Origin of the sequence: Aeromonas sp. s13 (genome assembly GCF_040907905.1) — a bacterium.
Lineage (GTDB): Bacteria > Pseudomonadota > Gammaproteobacteria > Enterobacterales > Aeromonadaceae > Aeromonas > Aeromonas veronii.
Window position 1 is genome coordinate 22,385 of sequence record NZ_JBFOCS010000076.1, and the last position, 21,671, is coordinate 44,055.

23 protein-coding genes are annotated in these 21,671 nt (G+C 56.9%); 9 read left to right on the plus strand and 14 right to left on the minus strand.

Annotation, left to right across the window (positions count from 1 at the left end):
- Positions 1–3 precede the first annotated feature (3 nt).
- The 9 genes from flgH to AB5Y82_RS16570 form a co-directional block, all read right to left on the minus strand.
- Positions 4–675: a flagellar basal body L-ring protein FlgH gene (gene flgH, locus AB5Y82_RS16530; RefSeq protein ID WP_005334152.1), complete on the minus strand. Its 672-nt coding sequence runs from the start codon at positions 673–675 to the stop codon at positions 4–6.
- Between the two features lie 14 nt (positions 676–689).
- On the minus strand, positions 690–1,478 hold the full coding sequence (gene flgG, locus AB5Y82_RS16535; protein ID WP_005334158.1) for a flagellar basal-body rod protein FlgG: 789 nt from the start codon (positions 1,476–1,478) through the stop codon (positions 690–692).
- A gap of 14 nt (positions 1,479–1,492) precedes the next feature.
- On the minus strand, positions 1,493–2,239 hold the full coding sequence (gene flgF, locus AB5Y82_RS16540) for a flagellar basal-body rod protein FlgF (protein WP_005334159.1): 747 nt from the start codon (positions 2,237–2,239) through the stop codon (positions 1,493–1,495).
- Positions 2,240–2,383: 144 nt separating this feature from the next.
- On the minus strand, positions 2,384–3,721 hold the full coding sequence (gene flgE / locus AB5Y82_RS16545; RefSeq protein ID WP_021231059.1) for a flagellar hook protein FlgE: 1,338 nt from the start codon (positions 3,719–3,721) through the stop codon (positions 2,384–2,386).
- Positions 3,722–3,731: 10 nt separating this feature from the next.
- Positions 3,732–4,472 carry a flagellar hook assembly protein FlgD gene (locus AB5Y82_RS16550; protein ID WP_042052947.1) on the minus strand — a complete coding sequence of 247 codons (741 nt, stop codon included), beginning with the start codon at positions 4,470–4,472 and terminating at the stop codon, positions 3,732–3,734.
- A gap of 15 nt (positions 4,473–4,487) precedes the next feature.
- The gene (gene flgC / locus AB5Y82_RS16555) at positions 4,488–4,907 is read right to left on the minus strand and encodes a flagellar basal body rod protein FlgC (protein WP_005350658.1); all 420 of its coding nucleotides are present in this window, start codon (positions 4,905–4,907) and stop codon (positions 4,488–4,490) included.
- On the minus strand, positions 4,907–5,305 hold the full coding sequence (flgB, locus tag AB5Y82_RS16560; RefSeq protein ID WP_005334169.1) for a flagellar basal body rod protein FlgB: 399 nt from the start codon (positions 5,303–5,305) through the stop codon (positions 4,907–4,909). The genes flgC and flgB overlap by 1 nt, the downstream gene beginning before the upstream one ends.
- Before the next feature lie 295 nt (positions 5,306–5,600).
- Complete coding sequence (locus AB5Y82_RS16565) at positions 5,601–6,425, minus strand: protein-glutamate O-methyltransferase CheR (RefSeq protein WP_069527135.1); 825 nt, start codon at positions 6,423–6,425, stop codon at positions 5,601–5,603.
- Between the two features lie 17 nt (positions 6,426–6,442).
- A complete protein-coding gene (locus AB5Y82_RS16570) occupies positions 6,443–7,354 on the minus strand; it encodes a chemotaxis protein CheV (RefSeq protein WP_005334174.1) in 912 nt (303 codons plus the stop codon).
- 144 nt (positions 7,355–7,498) lie between these two features.
- On the opposite strand from AB5Y82_RS16570, the gene flgA reads away from it, so the two are divergent.
- From flgA to AB5Y82_RS16585, 3 genes are all read left to right on the plus strand, one after another.
- The gene (gene flgA / locus AB5Y82_RS16575; RefSeq protein WP_005334175.1) at positions 7,499–8,182 is read left to right on the plus strand and encodes a flagellar basal body P-ring formation chaperone FlgA; all 684 of its coding nucleotides are present in this window, start codon (positions 7,499–7,501) and stop codon (positions 8,180–8,182) included.
- 91 nt (positions 8,183–8,273) lie between these two features.
- Complete coding sequence (gene flgM, locus AB5Y82_RS16580) at positions 8,274–8,594, plus strand: flagellar biosynthesis anti-sigma factor FlgM (protein ID WP_005334177.1); 321 nt, start codon at positions 8,274–8,276, stop codon at positions 8,592–8,594.
- Complete coding sequence (locus AB5Y82_RS16585) at positions 8,591–9,007, plus strand: flagella synthesis protein FlgN (protein ID WP_040066163.1); 417 nt, start codon at positions 8,591–8,593, stop codon at positions 9,005–9,007. The genes flgM and AB5Y82_RS16585 overlap by 4 nt, the downstream gene beginning before the upstream one ends.
- A 36-nt stretch (positions 9,008–9,043) precedes the next feature.
- Here the strand turns inward: AB5Y82_RS16585 and yfcE are convergent, their stop codons facing one another.
- Positions 9,044–9,586, minus strand: a complete 543-nt coding sequence (gene yfcE, locus AB5Y82_RS16590) for a phosphodiesterase (protein WP_111899692.1) — start codon at positions 9,584–9,586, stop codon at positions 9,044–9,046.
- A 10-nt stretch (positions 9,587–9,596) separates the two neighbouring features.
- Positions 9,597–11,234 carry a peptide ABC transporter substrate-binding protein gene (locus AB5Y82_RS16595; protein ID WP_162632489.1) on the minus strand — a complete coding sequence of 546 codons (1,638 nt, stop codon included), beginning with the start codon at positions 11,232–11,234 and terminating at the stop codon, positions 9,597–9,599.
- A gap of 156 nt (positions 11,235–11,390) precedes the next feature.
- On the opposite strand from AB5Y82_RS16595, the gene AB5Y82_RS16600 reads away from it, so the two are divergent.
- On the plus strand, positions 11,391–12,290 hold the full coding sequence (locus tag AB5Y82_RS16600; protein WP_019446127.1) for a DMT family transporter: 900 nt from the start codon (positions 11,391–11,393) through the stop codon (positions 12,288–12,290).
- A gap of 19 nt (positions 12,291–12,309) precedes the next feature.
- Here AB5Y82_RS16600 and rsuA read toward each other — a convergent pair whose 3' ends face one another.
- Positions 12,310–13,002 (minus strand): 16S rRNA pseudouridine(516) synthase RsuA, encoded by a 693-nt coding sequence (rsuA, locus tag AB5Y82_RS16605; RefSeq protein ID WP_064336826.1) that lies wholly within the window; start codon positions 13,000–13,002, stop codon positions 12,310–12,312.
- Positions 13,003–13,170: 168 nt separating this feature from the next.
- On the opposite strand from rsuA, the gene AB5Y82_RS16610 reads away from it, so the two are divergent.
- Positions 13,171–14,370 (plus strand): HD-GYP domain-containing protein, encoded by a 1,200-nt coding sequence (locus AB5Y82_RS16610; RefSeq protein WP_005350638.1) that lies wholly within the window; start codon positions 13,171–13,173, stop codon positions 14,368–14,370.
- An 18-nt stretch (positions 14,371–14,388) separates the two neighbouring features.
- On the opposite strand, the gene AB5Y82_RS16615 is transcribed toward AB5Y82_RS16610, so the two are convergent.
- Together AB5Y82_RS16615 and fsa are read right to left on the minus strand one after the other, a co-directional pair.
- Complete coding sequence (locus AB5Y82_RS16615; protein ID WP_042080202.1) at positions 14,389–14,568, minus strand: hypothetical protein; 180 nt, start codon at positions 14,566–14,568, stop codon at positions 14,389–14,391.
- A gap of 131 nt (positions 14,569–14,699) precedes the next feature.
- Positions 14,700–15,353: a fructose-6-phosphate aldolase gene (fsa, locus tag AB5Y82_RS16620; RefSeq protein ID WP_111899690.1), complete on the minus strand. Its 654-nt coding sequence runs from the start codon at positions 15,351–15,353 to the stop codon at positions 14,700–14,702.
- Positions 15,354–15,481: 128 nt separating this feature from the next.
- On the opposite strand from fsa, the gene AB5Y82_RS16625 reads away from it, so the two are divergent.
- From AB5Y82_RS16625 to AB5Y82_RS16640, 4 genes are all read left to right on the plus strand, one after another.
- Positions 15,482–16,378: a glycyl-radical enzyme activating protein gene (locus AB5Y82_RS16625; RefSeq protein ID WP_368174257.1), complete on the plus strand. Its 897-nt coding sequence runs from the start codon at positions 15,482–15,484 to the stop codon at positions 16,376–16,378.
- A gap of 4 nt (positions 16,379–16,382) precedes the next feature.
- Positions 16,383–18,815 carry a formate C-acetyltransferase/glycerol dehydratase family glycyl radical enzyme gene (locus tag AB5Y82_RS16630; RefSeq protein ID WP_368174258.1) on the plus strand — a complete coding sequence of 811 codons (2,433 nt, stop codon included), beginning with the start codon at positions 16,383–16,385 and terminating at the stop codon, positions 18,813–18,815.
- Positions 18,816–18,909: 94 nt separating this feature from the next.
- Positions 18,910–19,656 (plus strand): DNA-binding transcriptional regulator YciT, encoded by a 747-nt coding sequence (locus AB5Y82_RS16635; protein ID WP_005350628.1) that lies wholly within the window; start codon positions 18,910–18,912, stop codon positions 19,654–19,656.
- Between the two features lie 127 nt (positions 19,657–19,783).
- Complete coding sequence (locus AB5Y82_RS16640) at positions 19,784–21,634, plus strand: extracellular solute-binding protein (protein WP_368174259.1); 1,851 nt, start codon at positions 19,784–19,786, stop codon at positions 21,632–21,634.
- Positions 21,635–21,671 lie beyond the last annotated feature (37 nt).

Consider the following 21,671-nt stretch of genomic DNA (forward strand, 5'->3'; position numbering starts at 1 on the left):
CTCCTAGAGCGGCCACCAGGGACCATTGAAAAAGCTGGTAAGCCACCCTTGCTCCTGGCTATTGGCCAGATCGCCGGTACCACCGTAGTAAATGCGGGCATTAGCCACTTTCTGGGACGAAACGCTGTTATCAGACGTCACATCCTCCGGGCGAATAAGGCCGGTGATCCGGATATATTCATTGCCATTGTTGAGCATGATCCACTTCTCGCCGCGCACCACCAGATTGCCGTTGGGCAGCACCTTGGCCACGCTGACCGAAATATTGCCCTGCAGGCTGTTGCTCTGGTCCGCTTTGGCCTGCCCCTTGAACGCGCTGTTCTGACCAATGGAAGCCGAAAGATCATAGGGGCTGGCGGTGACTGGCACGCCACCCAGCTTGACCGGATCCAGATTGAATTTATTGTCCTTGCCACTCTGGGTATTGGCCTTTTTCGAGGCGGAGGTCGACTCCGACAGCTCGATGGTAATGATGTCGCCTACCTTGTGTGCCTTGATATCCGAATAGATGCCATTGACCTGATCCGGCTGGAAAATCGCCCCTGTCGGTCGCACCGACACCGGCTCCGACTCCCCGTAGACGGGGGAAAACTCGGGATCATCAGGCTTGGGCGTATTGGGAGTGCTGCTACACCCTCCCAGCACCAGCAATCCCAGCATCCATACGGCTTTCATCATGCACCTCCTAATTAGGTACGCTGGATCAGGAAGGACATCATTCCGTCCACGGCGGAGAGCACCTTGGAGTTCATCTCGTAGACCCGCTGAGCCTGAATGAGGTTCACCAGCTCTTCGGTCACGTTGACGTTGGAAGTCTCCAGCATCCCCTGCTTGATCACCCCCAAGCCATCGGCACCGGCAGTCCCCTGAGCGGCAGCACCACTGGATTGGGTCTCGACAAACATGTTCTCCCCCATCGGCTGCAAGCCGCTGGCGTTGACGAAGTCGGAGATGTTGATCTGACCGACGACCTGAGAAGCGCCATCGCCCTTGAGCTGCACCGAGACCTGGCCATCTTCACCCACCGTAACGCTCTGGGCATTTTCCGGGATCTGGATTTCCGGTTGCAGCGGGTAACCATTACCCGGAGTCACTATGGTCCCTTCATCGTTGAGGGTGAACTGACCGTTGCGGGTATAGGCCGCACTGCCATCCGGCAGCTGAATTTCAAAATAACCACGACCACTGATCATCAGATCCAGCGAGTTGTCTGTGGTTTGCACGTTGCCCTGGCTGTGGTTTTTCTGGGTCGCGACTACCTTGGCACCCGCACCCAGCATCAAGCCGGAGGGGAGCTCGGTATCGGCAGAGGATCGGCCACCGGGCTGGTTGATGTTTTGATACAGCAGATCTTCAAAGATGGCCCGTGACTTTTTGAAGCCCACGGTGCTGGCGTTCGCCAGATTGTTCGAAGTGACCGAAATATTGGTCTGCTGTGCATCCAACCCGGTCTTGCTGATCCAGAGTGCGGGATTCATAGGTAACTCCTTGATTAGCTGATTCGCAGCAGTTGGGTTTGAGCTTCATCATTCTCTTCGGCCGTCTTCATGATTTTGACCTGGGTTTCGAACTGGCGCTGCAGCCGGATCAGGTTGGTCATCTCATCCACCACATTGACGTTGCTCCCCTCAAGGGAGCCGGCAATCAGGCCGACATTGGCTGAGGCGGGTTCATTCTGGCCATCCTTGCGGCGAAACAGACCATCTTGGCCCTTCTCCACCGCATCGGCGGCCGGATTGACCAACTTGATCCGCTGAAAATCTTCCGGCAAGTTGGCGGCAGCCCCCTCAGGACGACCGCTGATGGTGCCATCCCGATTGATCTCGAGTTTCTCCATCGGCATCGGCAGCACGATGGGCTGACCACCGTCATCCACCACATTCAGACCGGTCGAGGTCTGCAAATTGCCGGTCGCATTGACCTGCAAATTCCCCATGCGGGTATAGGCCTCGCCGCCCTTGGGATCCTGCACGGCAATCCAGCCAGGACCATCTACCGCCACGTCCAGATCCCGTCCGGTGGTCATCAGCATGCCATGCTGCAGGTTCTGACCCGGGCGCTCAGCCATGGCAAAGACCCGGCTTGGCAAGCCCTCTCCGAACGCCTGCATGCTTCTGGCCTGCTCAAAATCGGACTTGAAGCCGGTGGTATTGGCATTGGCGAGGTTGTTGCCCCGAACAGCCAGGCTGTTCATGGTCTCTTTGGCCCCGGACATGGCGATATAAAGCAGGTGATCCATGGAATTCTCCGTCAAACAGATGACTCTGACAGGAGAAATGCAATTAGAGTGCCAACAGCAGAAATATGAGGGGATAAGGAGAATGGGAATGAGACAGAAACAGAGAGGGGGCCAAGCCCCCTCTCATTATCATGTATTGCGCAATTAACGGATCTGCAGGATGGTCTGCTGCAGCGAACTGTTGACCTCCAGAGAACGGGAGTTGGCCTGGAAGTTACGCTGGGCAGTGATCAAGTCCACTAGCTCCGAGGTCAAATCCACGTTGGACTGCTCCAGCGCTGAAGATTTTATGCTACCAAACGTACCTGAATTAGGAGTACCAGGCAATGCATCCCCTGAGAGCAGGGACTGCCGCCAGGATGTATCACCAACCTGAGTCAATCCTTGCGAGTTCGCAAACTTGGCCAGCGCAACCATAGCCACTTTTAACGTCGTAGCATTACTGTACGTGGCAGACACAACACCGTCCGGCGTAATTTCAACCTTTGTTAGACGGCCTACTGTCGCACCATCCTGAGTCAATTTGTTGACTTCAAAAGGTGAGTTGTATTGGGTAACAGTCCCAAGACGAATTTCCAACGTCTGGGTCGGATCTGCACCATTGTTAATAATCCCTGCACCACCAGCGCCATTGCCCAACGCAACAGTCTTGATAGGTGCAACCGGTATTGTTGTATCCAGCTTACCCGAAGGAGTAAATGTCATCTGCAGACCAGTGGGAATACCTGCTCCTGGACTCGCCGTACCACCATTAATATTTATAGGCTTGTCCCCTTCATACATGAACATACTCCAAGTTCCCGGGTTCAGAGGCTGCCCCGCATTGGCCGGATCTTCATGGCGGACAAAATACTTCGTGATTGTATGGGGAGCACCAAGCGAATCATAAATAGTCACAGATGTTGAATGAGCATATGTTGACGAGTTAGTACGATCAAAATTAGCGGGCAAAGTAGGCTTTGTTTTACTATCAATACTCAAGTTAAAACTTGCCTCCACCAATGAAGTCATTTTAGGCTCACCAGCCCTATCAGGTATTTGAATAGGCTTGGTCGCATTAATACTGACTGCCTTGGGCGTACCATCAGGATTAATTTCATAGCCTTGCAGGTAATGGCCCTGATTATTGACCATATAGCTGTTTTCATTGAGCTTGAAGGCGCCGGCACGGGTATAGGTGCGATCCAGGTTGGTCAATCCATCGGAGGTCACAAAGAAGCCATTCCCCTGAATCGCCAAGTCCAGTGCGTTATTGGTAAATTGCAGCGCCCCCTGGTGGAACTGCTGGGCAACCGCACCGGTCGCCACACCGTTACCGACCTGAGTCTTGGCATTGACAAAGATGGAGTTGGCGTAGACATCCGCAAACTCGGCACGGGACTCTTTAAAGCCCATGGTGTTAACGTTGGCAATGTTGTTGGCGGTGACGTTCAAGTCTTTTTGTGCCGCGTTGACACCGCTCAAGGCATTGTTAAATGACATATCCAGCTCCTTAGATCGATGCTGTCGACGTGGTTTTTGACGGTGTAACCGTCGGATTTGAATTGGTGCCTGAAATTTGCAAAATATTGTTCAGATATTCGCTCCCCAGCCCTCTCAAGTTGAGGCGGGTCGGGTTGGTTGCATTGCCCAAGGCAACGCTATCCACTTTGGCATAAGCGTATGCAGCAATATTTTCCGACTTGCCATCAAGAGTACCGCTGGCTTTGACGACATACTTGCCTGCAGAAACTCGGTTACCAGCCTTGTCTGTACCATCCCAAGCAACTTCTACGTTACCTTTTTGCTCTCCTTCCAGAGGAAACTCTTTGATAACTTGTCCCTTTTCGTCTTCGATAGTGATTTTGATATTCGCATATTTATTAGTAGTGCCAACCGCTACGACTGCTGATAGTGGCCCCTCTTTGTCTAAATAGCTTATATTGCTTGGCAGTAGCACATTTTGACCTACCAAAGAGGATGCTTGCAGGGCTTGACTGGAAATCATCTGGTCATTGAGTTTCCCCATCTGGGTAGACAAACTACTAATCCCCTCCGAAGTTGACATGGACGCCATTTGGGAAAGCATCTGGGCATTGTCGACAGGCTTGAAGGGGTCTTGATACGATAATTGCATTGTTAGCAGCTTCATAAATGAAGCCTGATCCAGCTCTTTCTTCGGCGCCGTTGTGCTGCCTGTCGTCTGGGTCGTGGTACGGCTGATGCCGTTCACATTATTGGTTGTATCGACCATGCTGCATCCCTCCTATCAGGACTTGCCAAGCTGGAGCGTCTGCTGCAGCATCTTCTTGGCCGAATCTGCAACCTGTACGTTGGTCTGGTAGCTGCGCGAGGCGTTGATCATGTCGGCCATCTCTTCAACCATGTTGACGTTTGGCTTGAAGATAAAACCGTCTTTATCCGCCATCGGGTGGTTGGGGTTGTACTCCTTGAGTAGTGGCGCCTTGCTCTCGACAATCCCCTTCACCTCAACCCCGACCGAGCCCTGCTTGTCAGACATCGCCTGATCGAGCTGGGCGGCAAAGACTGGCCGCCTGGCGTGGTAAGTATTTTCCACACTGGAGCTGACACTGTCCGCGTTGGCCATGTTGCTGGCAACTGTGTTGAGGCGCACTGACTGTGCACTCATAGCCGAGCCTGCTATGTCAAAGACCTTGAACAAACTCATCACTGCTCTCCTTTCAGGGCCTTGAGCAGGCCACTGATCTTGCTATTCATAAATTCAAGGGAGGTTTGATACTCGAGGCTATTGCGCAGAAATTCACTACGCTCCTGCTGCACATCGACTGTATTGCCGTCACCGGTATCCGGTTGCAGCGGGTTGCGATATTGTACGGTACCCGGGGCGTCCATATTCAAGGCAAAGTGCTTTTCGCTGGTCGTTGCCAAACCAAACCCCTGATGCGACTGGGCCTCCTGCAATGCCTGAGCAAAATTGATATCCCTGGCTTTGAAGCCCGGGGTATCTGCGTTGGCAATATTGCTGGAAAGCACCTCAGCACGCTTGGCGCGAACGCTTATGGTGTGTTGATGCACACCGAATGCCTTGTCAAATGAAAGAGCCATAGCACACCTCCTGCTTGGTTTATTTTGTTTGCAAGAGGTGTGCCACAAGCAAATCACTCAGTTCGATAGTTTGGGTATGAGCACATTTCAGACCGAAAACGGCAGGAGCATCTCGCGCATTGAGTCAGACGGCATCATTTGGCCACCTTAAAGCTTCAGCCACTTTTGCAGTGGCGAGATATGGTAGGTAAATAGAAAGACGGTGCTGTAGATAAAGAAAGAGGGAAGCTCGTAGCTTCCCTCTTTGCATGAACTGGCAATATTCGGCAGATCCCGAGTATCAAGGCCATCAAGCCTATTTGACCTTGTAGACAATCCCCGGATTGCAGCGGATCATCTCGAACCGGTCGGTCAACCCGGCCAGTGACTCCGACGCACCCAACATCAGATATCCACCGGGGTTGAGACTGGCAGCAAACTGGTTGAGGATCTTCGACTTCACTTCCGGCGCAAAATAGATGAGCACGTTACGGCAAAAGATAATGTCAAACTTGCCGAGCAGACTATAACTCTCCAGCAAGTTGAGTGGCCGGAAGGTGGTCAATTTTCTGACTCGCTCGGCAACCCGCATCTTGTTTTCACCGTAAGGCTCAAAAAACATCTTCTTGCGCTCCGGTGACAAACCGCGTGCCAGAGCAAGGCTATCGTAAACGCCTTCCTTACACTGATTGAGCATGGTCGTCGAAATATCCGTCCCGACAATTTGCACGCCACCAGGCAAGGTACCCGGTTTTTTCATCTGCTGCTCCAGTGCCGTCATGGCAATGGAATAGGGCTCCTGACCTGACGAGGATGCGGCTGACCAGATCTTGATGGGGCGGCCACTTTTCCCCAACTCGGGGAAAATCTTGTCGGTAAGAAGCTGAAACGGATAGGTATCACGAAACCAGAGGGTCTCGTTGGTCGTCATAGCATCCACCACGGCCATTTTCAGGTCACGCTCTCGCACACTCATTGCACGGGTAACCAGATCAGACAGACTCTCGATGCCAAACTGAGCCATCAAAGGTGAAAGACGGCTCTTCACCAGATACTGTTTGTTATCCCCCAGCACAATTCCGCTCTGTACCGCCAGAAAATTGCTGAACTGTTTGTATAAGTCGTCCGAAAGTGTCTTCATGCAGCTATTCTTCTTTATTAGAGTGCGTTTTGTACGGCCTTGGCCAATTCATCAGGCTGGAACTTGGCGATAAAATTGTTCGCACCAACTTTCTGCACCATTGCCTGGTTGAATACTCCACTGAGCGAGGTATGCAGAATAACATGCAAATCCTTGAGATTGGGATTATTCCGGATCTCGGCAGTGAAGGTATAGCCATCCATTTCCGGCATTTCGATATCCGAAATAACCAGCGCAACCTGATCCTTGATAGGACCATTTTTGGTCATTTCCAGCAGCATGTTCAATGCTTCGCGGCCATCTTTTGCCAACACGCACTCGACACCGATGGCCTCAAGCGCACGTTGTACCTGTTTACGTGCCACTGAGGAGTCATCCGCAACAAGAACAGGACGCCCCAGAGTCGGGTGGTCGACACTGGCCTGAACCAGCTCCTCACTAACATCCGTTGCAACCGGCGAAATTTCGTTCAATATCCGCTCAACATCAAGGATTTCGACCAACTCGCCATCGACTTCAGTCACGGCTGTCATGTAGTTGATGCGACCCGCACCTTTGGGCGGAGGCAGGATGGATTCCCAGTTCATATTGATGATGCGCTCGACCGAATGCACCAGAAAACCCTGAATAGAGCGGTTGTACTCGGAGATGATAATGAAGCATTTGCTCAGATCATCAATCGGGCGTTTGCCAACCGCCATGCTGAGGTCGATAACCGAGATCGTCTGGCCACGAATATGAGCCACTCCGCGAATGCAGGAGTTCAATTTTGGCATCACGGTCAAGGGGGGGCACTGCAACACTTCACGCACTTTGAATACGTTGATGCCAAATCTTTGACGTCCATTGAGACGAAACAACAACAACTCCAGCCGGTTTTGCCCCACTAGCTGGGTACGTTGGTTGACCGAGTCCAGGATACTGGCCATAAACACTCCCTAAAAACGCTTGGCATTAATCATGCATGCGTGATGGATTGCGTCAGACTATCGATGTGACAACGAACAGATTCTGAAGCAATCATAGTTAAATATGGTGATATGCGTGAACAACTTATCGACCAACGAGCGAAAATGATTAACCGACTTTTACTCATCAGCCTCTTTTTTGGCAGCATATCTTCCAGCTACGCCTCGGACGTCACTACTTATCTGCAAGAAAAGGCACAAGAGTTCGTTTACAGCCAGCTGGATATTCCGTTGGATGCCAGAGCCGAGGTCACCTCTGCCACGCTGGATGAACGGCTCCCACTGACCCGCTGCGAAGATCTGCTCACTATCAGCTTACCAGCAAAAATGGAAATTCGCCGTAATACAACAGTTTACCTTAAATGTGAGGAAGAGAGGCCCTGGGACGTCTATCTCCCGGTACGGGTCAGCATTCAAAAGCCCTATGTCACTGTGACCAACCCCATCGCCAAGGGGGACCTGCTGAGTGAAAGCCAGCTGGTGTTGGCCTATCAGGATCAGACCCTGATCCGCGGCGACTACCTGACTGACACAGCCCCTCTTGTCGGAGTACGCAGCAAGCGGGAGCTAAAACCTGGGCAACCCATCCGTTTGAGCCAGGTTTGTGTAGTGTGCAAAGGGGATCAGGTCACCCTGACGGCAGAAAACAGCAACTTCCAGATCAAAACCATGGCCCGAGCCTTGCAAGATGGCAGCTTCGGAGAGATCATCAAACTCGTCAATATTCGCTCCGGCAAAACCGTTGAGGGTAAAGTCAGTGCAGTAGGTGCCGTATCGGTCACTTTTTAAATCCGGATCCTTGACAACTTTTTTCTAAAGTTTTGACCTGCCGCACCGATAAACAGGTAAGCAAACCTTAAAGCAGACGAAGGTAACTAAAATGGCCATCAACAATATCAACAACTTGGCGAATAATCGGTTGCAAAATACCGCTAATAGCCAGGGGACAGGCAGCAAGTCAGTCACCTCATCGCCCGAAAACAAAGCGGCTACTGTCAAGCTGGACTCCGTCTCCTTGACCAGTGAGGCGCAACAATTGCAAAAGATGCAACAAAACCTCAATACCGCCTCGACCGGCAATGAGAGCAAGGTCGAACGGCTGAAAAAAGCCGTCGCGAGTGGCGAATATCAGGTTAACAGCGACGCTGTGGCCAAGAAGATGTTCAGTTTCGAGGCCAATCTGGACAAAGTTCTGGGATGATGGATTTACCTTCGTTACTGCACACCCAAGATGATTACCTCAGCCAGATGCAAGGCATTCTGGAAGAGGAGTTCAGCTTGCTCGAACAGCATCAGGCACTGGCCCTGCCCGCACTGACCGAGCGCAAACAGCAGTTGCTTGCTGCGATAGAAACTCTGGACAAGACACTGGCAGAGATGCCGGAACTGGCACTGCAGCTGGCAGCCTATCCCGATGAGATGGCGCAACTTCGTGCAAAACTGGATGCTTGCCAGGCACAAAATGATATCAACGGTCGCTTGCTTGAATTGAGCATCGTATCAAACCGTCGTCTGGCAACCTTTCTGAGTCAGCTGCGCGATCGCAACAGCCTGACCTATGACGCCAAGGGCAACACTCGCTCTGGCACCCGCTCCTACGGTATCAAGGCCTGACATCTCTTATCAGGCCTTGCATTTTTGCTCTCCGTTTTAAAGCACCAGTCGCAACAACTCTCGCCCGTCCTCACACGCATTGACGCGCAGTACCCCGTCCTCATAGCACCCGTAACTGGCCGGCAGCTCACCGCGCGGGAAACAGATTGACCCCGGGTTCATCAATACCCGCTCCCCCTGCCACTCCAGCACAGGTACATGGGTGTGACCGCTCAGGAACAGACTCCCCACAGGCAGCTGTACCTCGTCCGGGCGATAAAGATGGCCATGGCTGACAAACCAGCGCCGCTCATCGATCAGTAACTGGTTGTAGGGGGCGGTGATGGGAAAGCGCAACAGCATCTGATCTACTTCGGAATCACAGTTGCCCCGCACCGCGATGATTTGCGGAGCCAACTCGTTGAGCCGATCGGCCACAGCGGCCGGGTTATACCCTTCCGGCAGAGGATTGCGCGGGCCATGGTTGAGCAGATCGCCGAGCAGCAGATAGTGATCCGGCTGCCAGGGCTCAAGTTGGGTCAGCACCCGCTCCAGCGCAATGATGCTGCCGTGGATGTCGGAAATGATGGCAAGTTTCATGAAATGCTCCTCACTGCGGGCTGAAGTAGAGATCCTTGGTGGCAATCGTCCCTTTCAAATTCTGGCTGGGCAGCCCCCGCAGCGCGGGATCGACCAGTCTCATCTGATTGTAATGATACACGGGGAGGATCGGCGCCTCCTCAAGCAGCAACTGTTCGGCATGCCGGTAGAGTTCAACCCGGCTCGCGCTGTCCAGCGTATTGGCAGCCTGCTCCAGCAACAGATCAAAGTCGGGATTGCAGTAGCTGCTCTCGTTACGCAGATCCTGACAACGGAAGCTGCCCAGCATGGCAGACGGCTCCACGTAATCGCCAAACAGGAAGCTTCTGGCCACCTGGAAATCACCGCTATCCTTGGCCACCTGATAGGCACCCCACTCCAGACTGTTGAGAGTGACCTGTACCCCCAGCTTCTGCCACATGGCGGCAATGGCCATCGCCATCTGCTTGTGGGTTTCGGCGCTGTTGTAGGTAATGCTCAGCTTGAGTGGATTGGCACTGTTATACCCGGCCGCTGACAGCAACGCTGCCGCTTTGGCCTGGCGGGTTGGCATATCTTCAAGCGCCACAGGCAATATCACCCGGGGGTAACCCGGCATCTCCGGCAACAGCGACCATGCCGCCTGTTCATCCTGCCCGCTCACCGATCCAATGAGCTGCTGTCGATCAACCGCCATGGAGAGCGCCTGACGCACCCGCACATCCTGCAGTTCGGGGCGCTTCAGATTGAACGCATAGAGATAGGTGCCAAACAGCGGCAAGCCCCAGAGCCGCTCCGGAGATTCGCGCTTCATCTTCTGGTAATAGCCGAGGGAGACCTTGTTGGTAAGCTGGATTTCACCTGCCTCATAACGCAGCCGTTCGGCATGTTGCGAGGTGATCGGCAGGTAGGTGACCCGTCCGATACGGGTGTGAAGGTCATCCCAGTAGTGGATATTGCGCTCGGCTTCGATCTGCTCGTTCGGCGTCCAGCTTGCCAGCCGATAAGCACCATTGCTCACTAGCTTGCCGGGTTCGGTCCACTGCTTGCCAAATTTGGCTATCGCCTTCTGGTTGACTGGCACAAAGGGGCGCTGACTGATGAGTTGCAGGAAATAGGGAGCCGGCCGCTCCAGAGTGATTTTCAGGATCTGATCGCTTTGCGCTTCAATGCCAAGATTGCCGAGCTCCAGCGCACCGGCATAGATGGATTGCGCATTGTTGATCCCCGTGGCCAGCAGCAATCCGGCAGAAGGAGAGTTGATGGCCGGATCGAGCAAACGGCGCCAGGCATAGACAAAATCAGCGGCCACCAGCGGCTCGCCATTGGACCACTTCAGTTGGGGGCGCAGGAAAAATCGCCACTCCAGCCCATCTTCACTCACCTCCCAGCGCTGGGCCTGAGCGGGGACGATATGCCCCTGCCCATCATCGCTGACCAGCCCTTCAAACAGATCGACCAGTACCGCCTCCCCCGGGAAACCTGAGCGCACCAGCGCAGGATCCAGCGACTCCGGCTCGGCACCGTTGCCCTTTACCAGGGTTTGCCGATCGGCAAGCAGAGGCTGCTGCTCAACGGTGGTGGCATGGGCCAGGGGCCCTGCCAGTACGGCAAGCAATAGCGGGGAGAGCCAGCGTTGCGCCAGCTTGGGGAAGAAACCATACCTCATGACAAAACCTCGAATAACACCACTGCTGGAGGGGAAGGCCGACGGCGCGCCTGATGAATGCCTGATGCCGCTCTTGTTATCCCCGAAAACGCCCCGTATTGTATCGGGCTTGCCCGGGAGATGGAGTCTTTCGGGTTAATTTTTTCAGGAGTTTTTATGGGTTATGAGTGGCTGGCCCTCGCGTCGGCCAGTTTATGGGCAGTTGCAGCGCTAATTTCGGTCAAACCGGCCCGTCATCTCGGCGCATTTGCCTACAGCCGCTGGCGCATGTTTCTGGTCAGCCTGATGCTCGGCACCATGAGTCTGCTCACCGGTGGCTGGCAAACCCTCACCGCAAGCGCCCTGCCCCTGCTCGCCATCTCGGGGCTGGTCGGCATCTTCGTGGGCGATACGGCGCTGTTTGCCTGCATGAACCGGCTGGGGCCAAGACGCAGTGCCCTGCTCTTCTCCTGCCATGCGCTGTTTTCCGCCCTGCTTGGGCTCTGGCTCTTTAATGAACAGCTGACAGGCTGGCGACTGCTGGGGGCCATGCTGGTCTTTGCCGGCGTGATGCTGGCGATCCTGTTTGGCAGACGCAGTAGCAGCAACGAGTGGGAGCAGATCCGTGGCAATCTGGCACTGGGAATTGGCCTTGGCCTGACGGCGGCATTGTGTCAAAGCGTGGGAGCCATCATCGCCAAGCCGGTGATGATGAGTGGTGAGGTGGATGCGGTGAGTGCATCGGGTATCCGGATGGGCAGTGCCCTGCTGGCCCACTGCGTCCTGCGGCTGGGGCGCTTGCCGCTGGCCATGCCGCTCAAACCGGTCAATCGCCATATCCTCGCCATGATTGCCACCAACGGTTTTCTGGCGATGGGGCTGGGGATGACGCTGATCCTGATGGCGCTGCGGCAGGGCGAGGTGGGCATGGTGGCCATTCTCTCCTCCACCACGCCGGTACTGCTGCTGCCGCTGTTGTGGTGGCACTCGGGGGAGCGGCCATCCATTGCCGCCTGGGCGGGTGCACTGATTGCCACCCTGGGCACGGCGCTGGTGCTGGGTTTCAGCACTCACTGACACCCGGCACCATCCCAGATCAGAACAGGGCAATCTCCTCAGCGGTCAGCTCGCGGTATTCACCGGGGGCCAGATCTTCGTCCAGCGTCAGGCCGCCCACCCGCTCGCGATGCAAGCCAACGACCTTGTTGCCGATGGAGGCAAACATCCGCTTGACCTGGTGGTACTTGCCTTCGTGGATGGTCAGGCGTGCCTCGCACTCGCCGAGAATTTCCAGCTGGGCAGGACGAGTTTTATCGGTCTCGTTACGCAGGTAGACCCCTTCGGCGAACAGCGCGATCGCATCCGGGCTTACCGGATCGGCCAGCCAGACGTGATAGGTCTTGGCACACTCGTGACGCGGTGAGGTGATGCGGTGGGACCATTGACCATCATCGGTCACCAGCACCAGACCCGTGGTATCGAGGTCAAGGCGACCCACTACGTGCAACTTGCCCATCGCCGGTTCATCCATCAGGAAGAAGACAGTCGGGTGATCCGGATCCTCGTTGGAGCAGACGTAACCTTCCGGCTTGTGCAGCATGAAATAGCGGTTGCGCTGCTCCAGCGTCAGCAGCACGCCGTCAAACTCGATCTGGCTCTGCTCATTGATATGAAAGGCGGGCTGCTTGACCACAATGCCATCCACCATGACCTCACCCTGACGGATCAGTTTGCCTGCCAGCGAGCGGGTCAAATCGGAACAATCGCACAGAAACTTATCAAGCCGCATTCATAACCTCGGAGTCCAACAAGTAAAGGGGCGTCATTATATCGGGCGGGGGCGACAACGCCACTGTTAAGGGGTTGCCAATTATGACGAACTGGTCATCCGATGTTACACTTCTCCGGTGTGACCCATCCGAACGATACTCATAATAATAAGAGTCAGGAAGCCCTCATGAAGTCTCAAGCATCCTATCCCGTCATTCCCGTCAACCAGCTGAAACCCGGCATGTATGTCATTGCTATCGCCAGCCAGACAGGTGGGATGGAGATCGCCCAGATGGGCTTGGTGACCAGCGTGGCGCAAATTGCCAATCTGGTGCGTCAGGGGGTGCTCACGGTACGCATCGATCTGGCCCGCAGCAAGCTGGGCAGTGCCGAGAGTGACGCCGTTACCTCCCCCGATCTCAATGCCAACAGCGCCCAGGTAGGGCGCCGTGCCAGTGCCAACGGTGAAGGGCGGGAGCTTAAAATCCGCCGCCTCTATCAGGAAGCGCGCGAGCTGCAAGGCAAGTTCATTCGCCATCTCAAAGCGGGTGAACCCATCGACATCACCCCGCTGGCCGAAGTCGCCGAAGAGATGGTGGACACCATGTTTACCCACGGCGATGCCATGCTCTGTCTGGCCCGTATTCGCGCAAAGGATGCCTACCTGATGGAGCACTCCATGAACGTGGCCATTCTGCTGGCCAACTTCGGTCGCTATCTGGGACTGGAGCGCAGCGTGCTCAAGGAGCTGACCCTGGGTGGCCTGCTGCACGACGTGGGCAAGATCATGACCCCGGACGAGGTGCTCCACAAACCGGGCAAGCTGACCGATGAGGAGTTCGCCATCATGCGTCAGCATGTGGTGCACAGTTACGAGATCCTCAGCAATACCCCTGGCATTACCCCCACCATGCTGGAGGTGGCCGCCAACCACCACGAGCGGCTCGATGGCTCCGGCTACCCGCAGCGACTGAAGGGGGAGCAGCTCTCCCTCTATACCCGGATGAGCGGCATCGTCGATGTCTATGATGCCATCACCGCGGATCGGGTCTACAAAGCAGGTATGCAGCCGACCCAGGCCTTCCGCATTCTGCTCAAGGGGATCAATCAGCACTTTGATGCCGAACTGGTCACCAAGTTCATCAAGTGCATGGGAGTCTATCCGGTGGGCACTCTGGTACAGCTCTCAAACCAGCGCCTGGCTATCGTGATGCAGCGCAACGAGCAGCAGCCGCTCAAGCCAGTGGTCAAGGTGATCTATCACGCCACCCAGCGTCACTACCTCGACGTACAGTGGCTGGATCTGGCCAAGTCAGGGGTGCAGGAGAGCATCGAAAACACGGTCGACCCCAAAGAGTTTGGCATCAACCTCGCCAACTTCTTCTAAATCTCTCACCTCAGATATTCATGATTGGCGCTGGCTGTCGAGCCAGTGCCGGATCAGAAACTCCTCATCCAGCGGCGAGAGATCAAAACGCAGGCTGGCCTCTTCAATGGCGGCGAGATCGTGCTGGTGATGCTCGCTGAGCCAACGCACCGCCCGACGCAAATCTTCACCATGGGGGAGTAGCAGATGGTCGCTCATGGGATACCTCCGGTAGACTGCAAGGCGGCCAGCGAATGTAGCCACCTCTTTCCAGTCTAGTCGGTCAATCCCCATCACCCGCGCTTCTTCACCCTCCCCCCTCAATCACTGCAATCAGCTTGCCACCGGGATCAGCGACCGAAAGCGCGCTGCCAATCCTGATCGAACTTCACCAGCGCCGCATCCACCGCCGGCACGTTCAGCAGCTGCTCGGCCACGTCGAGCGGCAAGGTGATCGATTGGCAACCCGCCAGCAGGCAGTCGAGCGCCTGACGGGGAGTGCGGAATGATGCCGCAAGCACCTTGCTGTTCGGCGCGTGCAGCGCAAGCAGCTGTTGCAGCTCCTGCACGGTGGCGATGCCATCGCCCCCCTGAGCATCCAGCCGGTTAACGTAGGGCGCGACATATTCCGCCCCCGCCACCGCCGCCAGCCAGCCCTGCAGCGGGGTATAGACAGCGGTGCCCAGGGTCGGCACACCGTTGGTGGTCAGGCTCTTGATGGCTGCCAGCCCCTCTGCACACACCGGGATCTTGATCACCAGATCCGGGTCCAGTTCACGCAAGGCAAATGCCTCACGCACCATCTCGGTTTCGGTTTTGGCCATCACCTGGGCAAACAGGCGCGCCTTGGGGCCCAGCACGTCGCGCAGGGCGGGCAGCAGCTCACAGAGCGGCAATCCCCCGGCGGCGGTAATGGAAGGATTGGTGGTGACACCGGCCAACGGCAGGATCCGTGACCAGCGACGCACTGCCGCCACATCGGCGGTATCGAGATACAGCTCCATCTCTAACTCCTTAACGGGATGTTCAATATGTCGCCATTCTAGCGATAAAACATCTGCAAATAGCTTGATCGAAATCAAATCAACTTTCGAATGAAAGCAAATAGAATGCAAATACAAAAGGAGGCGGTATGATTTTCGACCTGCAACGATATTCAACTCACGATGGCCCCGGCATTCGCACCCTGGTATTTCTCAAGGGGTGCTCGCTGGCCTGTCTGTGGTGTCAAAACCCGGAGAGCCGCTCTCCCAAGCCGGACATACTACTCGACCGGCACCAGTGCATCGAGGGATGCCAGCTCTGCAGCCAGGCTTGTCCGGCAATCTTGCGTGACAGCCAGGGCATCCAGCTCAGCCGTTCTACCCTCAAGGCCGATGATATGGAACGGCTGCGCGGCCTCTGCCCCAGCGAAGCGCTGCAGGTGTGCGGCCGCGATGAACCCCTGGACACCCTGATGGACACCATCTTGCGGGATCGCCCCTTCTTCGAGCGCAGCGGCGGTGGCGTCACCCTCTCCGGTGGCGAGCCTTTTATGCAGCCCGACTTTGCCGCCGCTTTGCTGGCCCGCTGCAAGGCCGAAGGGCTGCACACCGCGGTCGAGAGCTGCCTCCATGTGCCATGGCACCAGATTGAGCCAAGCCTCCCCTCACTGGATCTGGTGCTGGCAGATCTCAAACACGTGGATAAAGAACGATTCTTCCACTGGACCCGCGGCAAAGTGGAGTTGCCCATCGCGAACCTCAAACGCCTCGCCGAGCACGGCATACCGATGCAGATCCGGGTGCCGCTCATTCCCGGCTTCAATGCCGACCGCGCATCGATCAGCGCCATCACCGACACCGCCGCCAGCCTCGGCACCGTGCAGGAGATCCACTTCCTCCCCTACCACACCCTGGGGATGGGCAAATATGCCCTGCTGGATCTGCCCTATCAGGCGCCGGAGACACCGCTCGACGACCCCGATTTACTCCACTTTGCCCATGCATACGCCCAACGTCAGGGGCTGACCCCTGTGACCAGAGGATAAGATCATGACCCAGCTCGACCTCAATACCCTCAGCCCACGGATCCGCGCCCACAAAGAGAGCCTGATCCACATCGTTCAGCCACCGGTTTGCACCGAGCGTGCCCGCCACTACACCGAGGCCTATCAGGCTAACCTCGCCCACCCGCTGCCGGTGCGCCGCGCCCTGGCGCTGGCTCATCACCTCAAGGAGCGCACCATCTGGATCAAGCACGACGAGCTTATCGTCGGCAATCAGGCCAGTCAGGTACGGGCGGCGCCGCTATTTCCCGAATACACTGTGAGCTGGATTGAGAAGGAGATCGACGAGCTGGCAGACCGCCCCGGTGCCGGTTTTGCAGTCAGCGAAACCGACAAGGCGATCATCCACGCCCTCACCCCCTTCTGGCGCGGCCAGACGGTGCAGGATCGCTGCTTTGGCCTCTTTACCGATGAGCAGAAAGCGCTGCTGGAGAGCGGCATCATCAAGGCCGAGGGCAACATGACCTCGGGGGATGCCCACCTCGCGGTCAACTATGAGGAGCTGCTCACGCTGGGGCTCGATGGCTTCAAGGCCAAGGTGGCCGAGCGGCGCAGTCAGCTGGATCTGGCGGATTGGGCCGACCTGCAGCGCGAGCAGTTCCTGCACGCCGTCGCCATCACTCTGGATGCGGTCAGCGCTCACATCTCGCGCTACGCCGCACTTGCCCATGATATGGCAGCACAAGAATCTCGCCCCGAGCGCCGAAACGAGCTTGAGACCATAGCGCTCAACTGTGCCCACATCGCCCACCAGCCACCCGAAACCTTTTGGCAGGCACTGCAGCTCTGCTACTTTATCCAGCTCATTCTGCAGATCGAATCCAACGGCCACTCGGTGTCGTTCGGCCGGATGGATCAGTACCTCTACCCCTGGTATCGCCGCGAGGTGGAATTGTCGGAATCCCTGCCTCGGACGCGCGCCATCGAACTGCTGCAAGGGTGCTGGCTCAAGTTGCTGGAGGTGAACAAGATCCGCTCCGGCACCCACTCCAAGGCCTCCGCCGGCAGCCCGCTCTATCAAAACGTCACCATCGGCGGCCAGAACTGGCGGGATGGCACTGCCCATGACGGGGTCAACGGCCTCTCCTACGCGATTCTGGAGTCCTGCGGCCAGCTGAGATCCACCCAGCCCAACCTCTCGGTGCGCTACCACGCCGGGATGAGTGAGGATTTCCTCGACGCCTGCATTCAGGTGATCCGCTGCGGCTTTGGCATGCCCGCCTTCAACAACGACGAGGTGGTGATCCCCGAGTTCATCAAGCTCGGGGTGAGCGTGGAGGATGCCCACCACTACGCCGCCATCGGCTGCATCGAGACCGCCGTACCCGGCAAATGGGGCTACCGCTGCACCGGCATGAGCTTTATCAACTTCGCCCGCATCCTGCTGGCGGCGCTCGATGGCGGCCGCGATGCCACCACAGGCAAGGTATTCCTGCCCCAGCCCCAGTCGCTGCGAGACGGGAGTTTTGGCAACTTTGACGAGGTGATGGCCCGCTGGGATGAGCAGGTGCGCTACTTCACCCGCAAATCCATCGAGATCGACTGCGTGGTCGACAGCGTGCTGGAAGCCCAAGCCCATGACATCCTCTGCAGCACCCTGGTAGATGACTGCATCGAGCGCGGCAAGACCATCAAGGAGGGGGGCGCCGTCTATGACTGGGTCTCCGGTCTGCAGGTGGGGATCGCCAACCTCGGTAACAGCCTGGCAGCCCTGAAGAAACTGGTGTTCGAGCAGGGGATTGTGGATCAGCAAGAGCTGGCCGAAGCACTCGAGCAAGATTTTGCCGGACTGGCGGGGGAGCAGCTGCGCCAGCGCCTCACCAACGCCGCCCCCAAATATGGCAACGATCTGGACGAGGTTGACCTGCTGCTGGTGCAGGCCTACCAGAGCTACATCGACGAGCTCAAGGGACTGCACAACACCCGATTCGGCCGCGGCCCCATCGGCGGTACCTACTATGCGGGCACCTCCTCCATCTCCGCCAACGTGCCCTTCGGTGCCGCCACCATGGCCACCCCGGATGGTCGCCGTGCCCGCACGCCGCTGGCAGAAGGGGCCAGCCCCTCCTCGGGTTCGGATCGTCTCGGCCCGACGGCGGTGTTCAACTCCATCGGCAAGCTGCCCACGGCGGCCATTCTCGGCGGGGTGCTGCTCAACCAGAAGCTGAGTCCGGCGAGCCTTGAGAATGAGCGGGACAAGGCCAAGCTGATGAGCCTGCTGCGCACCTTCTTCGAGGTGCACAAGGGGTGGCACGTGCAGTACAACATTGTCTCGCGCGAGACCCTGCTGGCAGCCAAAGCCAATCCAGATCAATACCGGGATCTGGTGGTACGGGTGGCGGGCTATTCAGCCTTCTTCACCGCCTTATCCCCGGATGCGCAAGATGATATCATCGCCCGCACCGAGCACAGTCTCTGACGGGGCGCACCCATGGCGCCAGTGACGTCATATGATTGGCAAGCCACCCCACGGGTGGCTTGCCGCTATCCACCACCTTGCATGTGAGCGCACCATGAATCCACGCCACCAACTGATCCTCACTCTGGTCCATCAGGCTCGCAAGATGAGCGTGAGTGAACTCTCCCGACATACCGGCGTGTCTGAGGTGACGGTGCGCAACGACCTCACCGCGCTGGAGAAGCAGGGGCTGCTCAGACGGGTACACGGCTCGGCCATGGCGCTGGAAACCGATGACCCGGATGCCCGGATGAACATCAATTACCTGCTCAAGGAGCGCCTCGCCGAGCGGGCCGCCCAGCTGGTGGAAGATGGCGAGACGGTCTTTATCGAAGGGGGCAGCGCCAACGCCATGCTGGCGCGCCATCTGGCCCTGCACAAACGGGTCACCATCATCACCATCAGCAGCTATATCGCCCATCTGCTCAAAGATACCCCGGCTCAGGTGGTGCTGCTCGGCGGGCTGTTCCAGCATCAGAGCGAAAGCGTGGTGGGGCCGCTCACGCGCCTCTGCATCGAGCAGGTGCACTTCTCCAAGGCCTTTATCGGGGTCGACGGTTTTCATCCCGAGATGGGGTTCACCGGCCGCGACATGATGCGGGCCGACGTGGTCAACAGCGTGCTGGCCAAGGGGATGACCAATGTGGTCATCACCGACAGCAGCAAGTTCGGCGCCATCCACCCGAGCCAGCTTGGCGCGCCGGGCCAGATCAACGTGCTGGTTACCGACGATGCCCTGCCCGCCCCCATGCGGGCAGCCATCGCGGCCAAGGGGATCACCCTGCACTGCGTTGCGGCCTAGGCCGCCCGCTAATTCACGCTATTTCATTGACCTGACAGGATAAAATTTCCATGATGAGCCAGTCCCCATCGGGACTGACATCACCAGTGTGTGATCTGCAGGAAGCAGACTTCAGGAGAGCAAGGACATGCCATCGACCATCACCGCCGGGGAGCGCCGACTCTCCCCTATCATTCGCGCCACCGCCATCACCCTGACCCTGTGCTGGAGCCCGTTTGGCTGGAGTGCCACGCTGCCCGCCGACTTGAAGTGGGAGAGCAACAACCAGGATCCTCTCTATGCCGATCCGGCCGCCAAACGCGGCGGCACCTTTCGCACCTTTATGACCAGCTTCCCCCTGACCCTGCGCAAATATGGCCCCGACTCCAACGGCGGCTTTGCCGGTTACGTGCGGGAAACCAACCTGCCACTGCTGAGCACTCATCCCGTCACCGGCAACCCCATGCCGATGCTGGCAAACGAGTGGGCCTTCGGCGCCGACAACAAGACCCTCTATTTTCGCATCAATCCCAAGGCGCGCTGGTCAGACGGCCAGCCGGTCACCGCCGATGACTGGCTATTTACCCTCAAGATGATGCGCAGCAAGGAGATCAACGACCCCTGGTACAACAACTACTACAGCACCCAGATAGCAGACATCACCAAGTTTGATGATCACACCCTGGCCATCACCAGCGGCACCGAAAAGAGCCGCCAGGATCTGCTCGAGTCACTGCCTATCAGCCCGGAGCCGAGCCACGCCATCAAGCTCACCGCCAACTGGGTCAAGGAGTACAACTGGAAGGTGTTGCCAGTCACCGGCCCCTATCAGCTCGATCAGGTGAAAAAGGGTAAATCGGTCACCTTCAAACGGATTGAACACTGGTGGGGGGATGACGAGCGCTACTTCCAGCATCGCTTCAATCCTGCACGGATCGAGATCAAGGTGCTCAGGGATCTGAACATCGCCTGGCAGCACTTCCTGCGCGGCGATCTCGACACCTTCCCGCTGGTGATGCCCAACTGGTGGCACGACAAGACCAAAACCGCGGAGTTCGAGAAGGGTTATATCGCGCGCACCTGGTTCTTCAACCAGACTCCGCAATCGCCGATGGGGCTCTATCTCAACACCGCCGATCCGCAGCTGAATAATCTCGATGTGCGGCTCGGGGTCCAGCATGCCCTCAACCTCGACAAGATGCTCACCACCCTGCTGCGGGGGGATTACCAGCGACTCAACAGTTATGGCTCCGGTCAGGGTGAATTTACCAACAGCGAGATCAAGGCCCGTCCGTTCGATCCCAAACTGGCACGGGAATACTTTGCCAAAGCCGGTTTCAACAAAGTGGGGCCGCAGGGGATTTTGCAAAACGACAAGGGGCAGTCACTGACGCTCGCTATCACCTACACCACCGCGGAGCACGCCCAGCGGCTCACGCTGTTGCGGGAAGAGGCCAAGAAGGCGGGGCTTAATCTGGAGCTAAACCTGATGGATGCCTCGGCCGGTTTCAAATCGATGCTGGAGAAAAAGCACCAGAGCGCCTGGATGGCCTGGGCAGGCAGCCGCTATCCCGCCTATTGGGAGTTCTTCCACAAGGTCAACGCCAACCAACCCCAGACCAACAACATCATGAACATCGATGACGACGCCATCACAGCGCTGGTGGAGCAGTATGACAAGGAGTTCGACTTTGCCAAAAAGGCGGCCCTGTCACGGCATATCCAGCAGCGGCTCTATGAACTGGCGAGCTTCGTCCCTGCCTATCAGGTGCCCTATACCCGGGAAGGGGCATGGCGCTGGATCAAACTGCCAAAAGTACCTGCAACGCCCAAGAGCGAGCAGCTCTACTGGCCCCTCGGTGGCGACAACAGCGGTTACAGCTATGGCGGTCTGCTGTGGATTGATGAAGAGCTAAAATCCGAGACTAGGGCAGCCATCAAGAGCGGCAAGACCTTCTCGGCCGAGCCCATCATCGACACCACCTATCGCCAGCCTTGATAGCGACAACTCATTTGGCAAACAGACCTAAAACAAA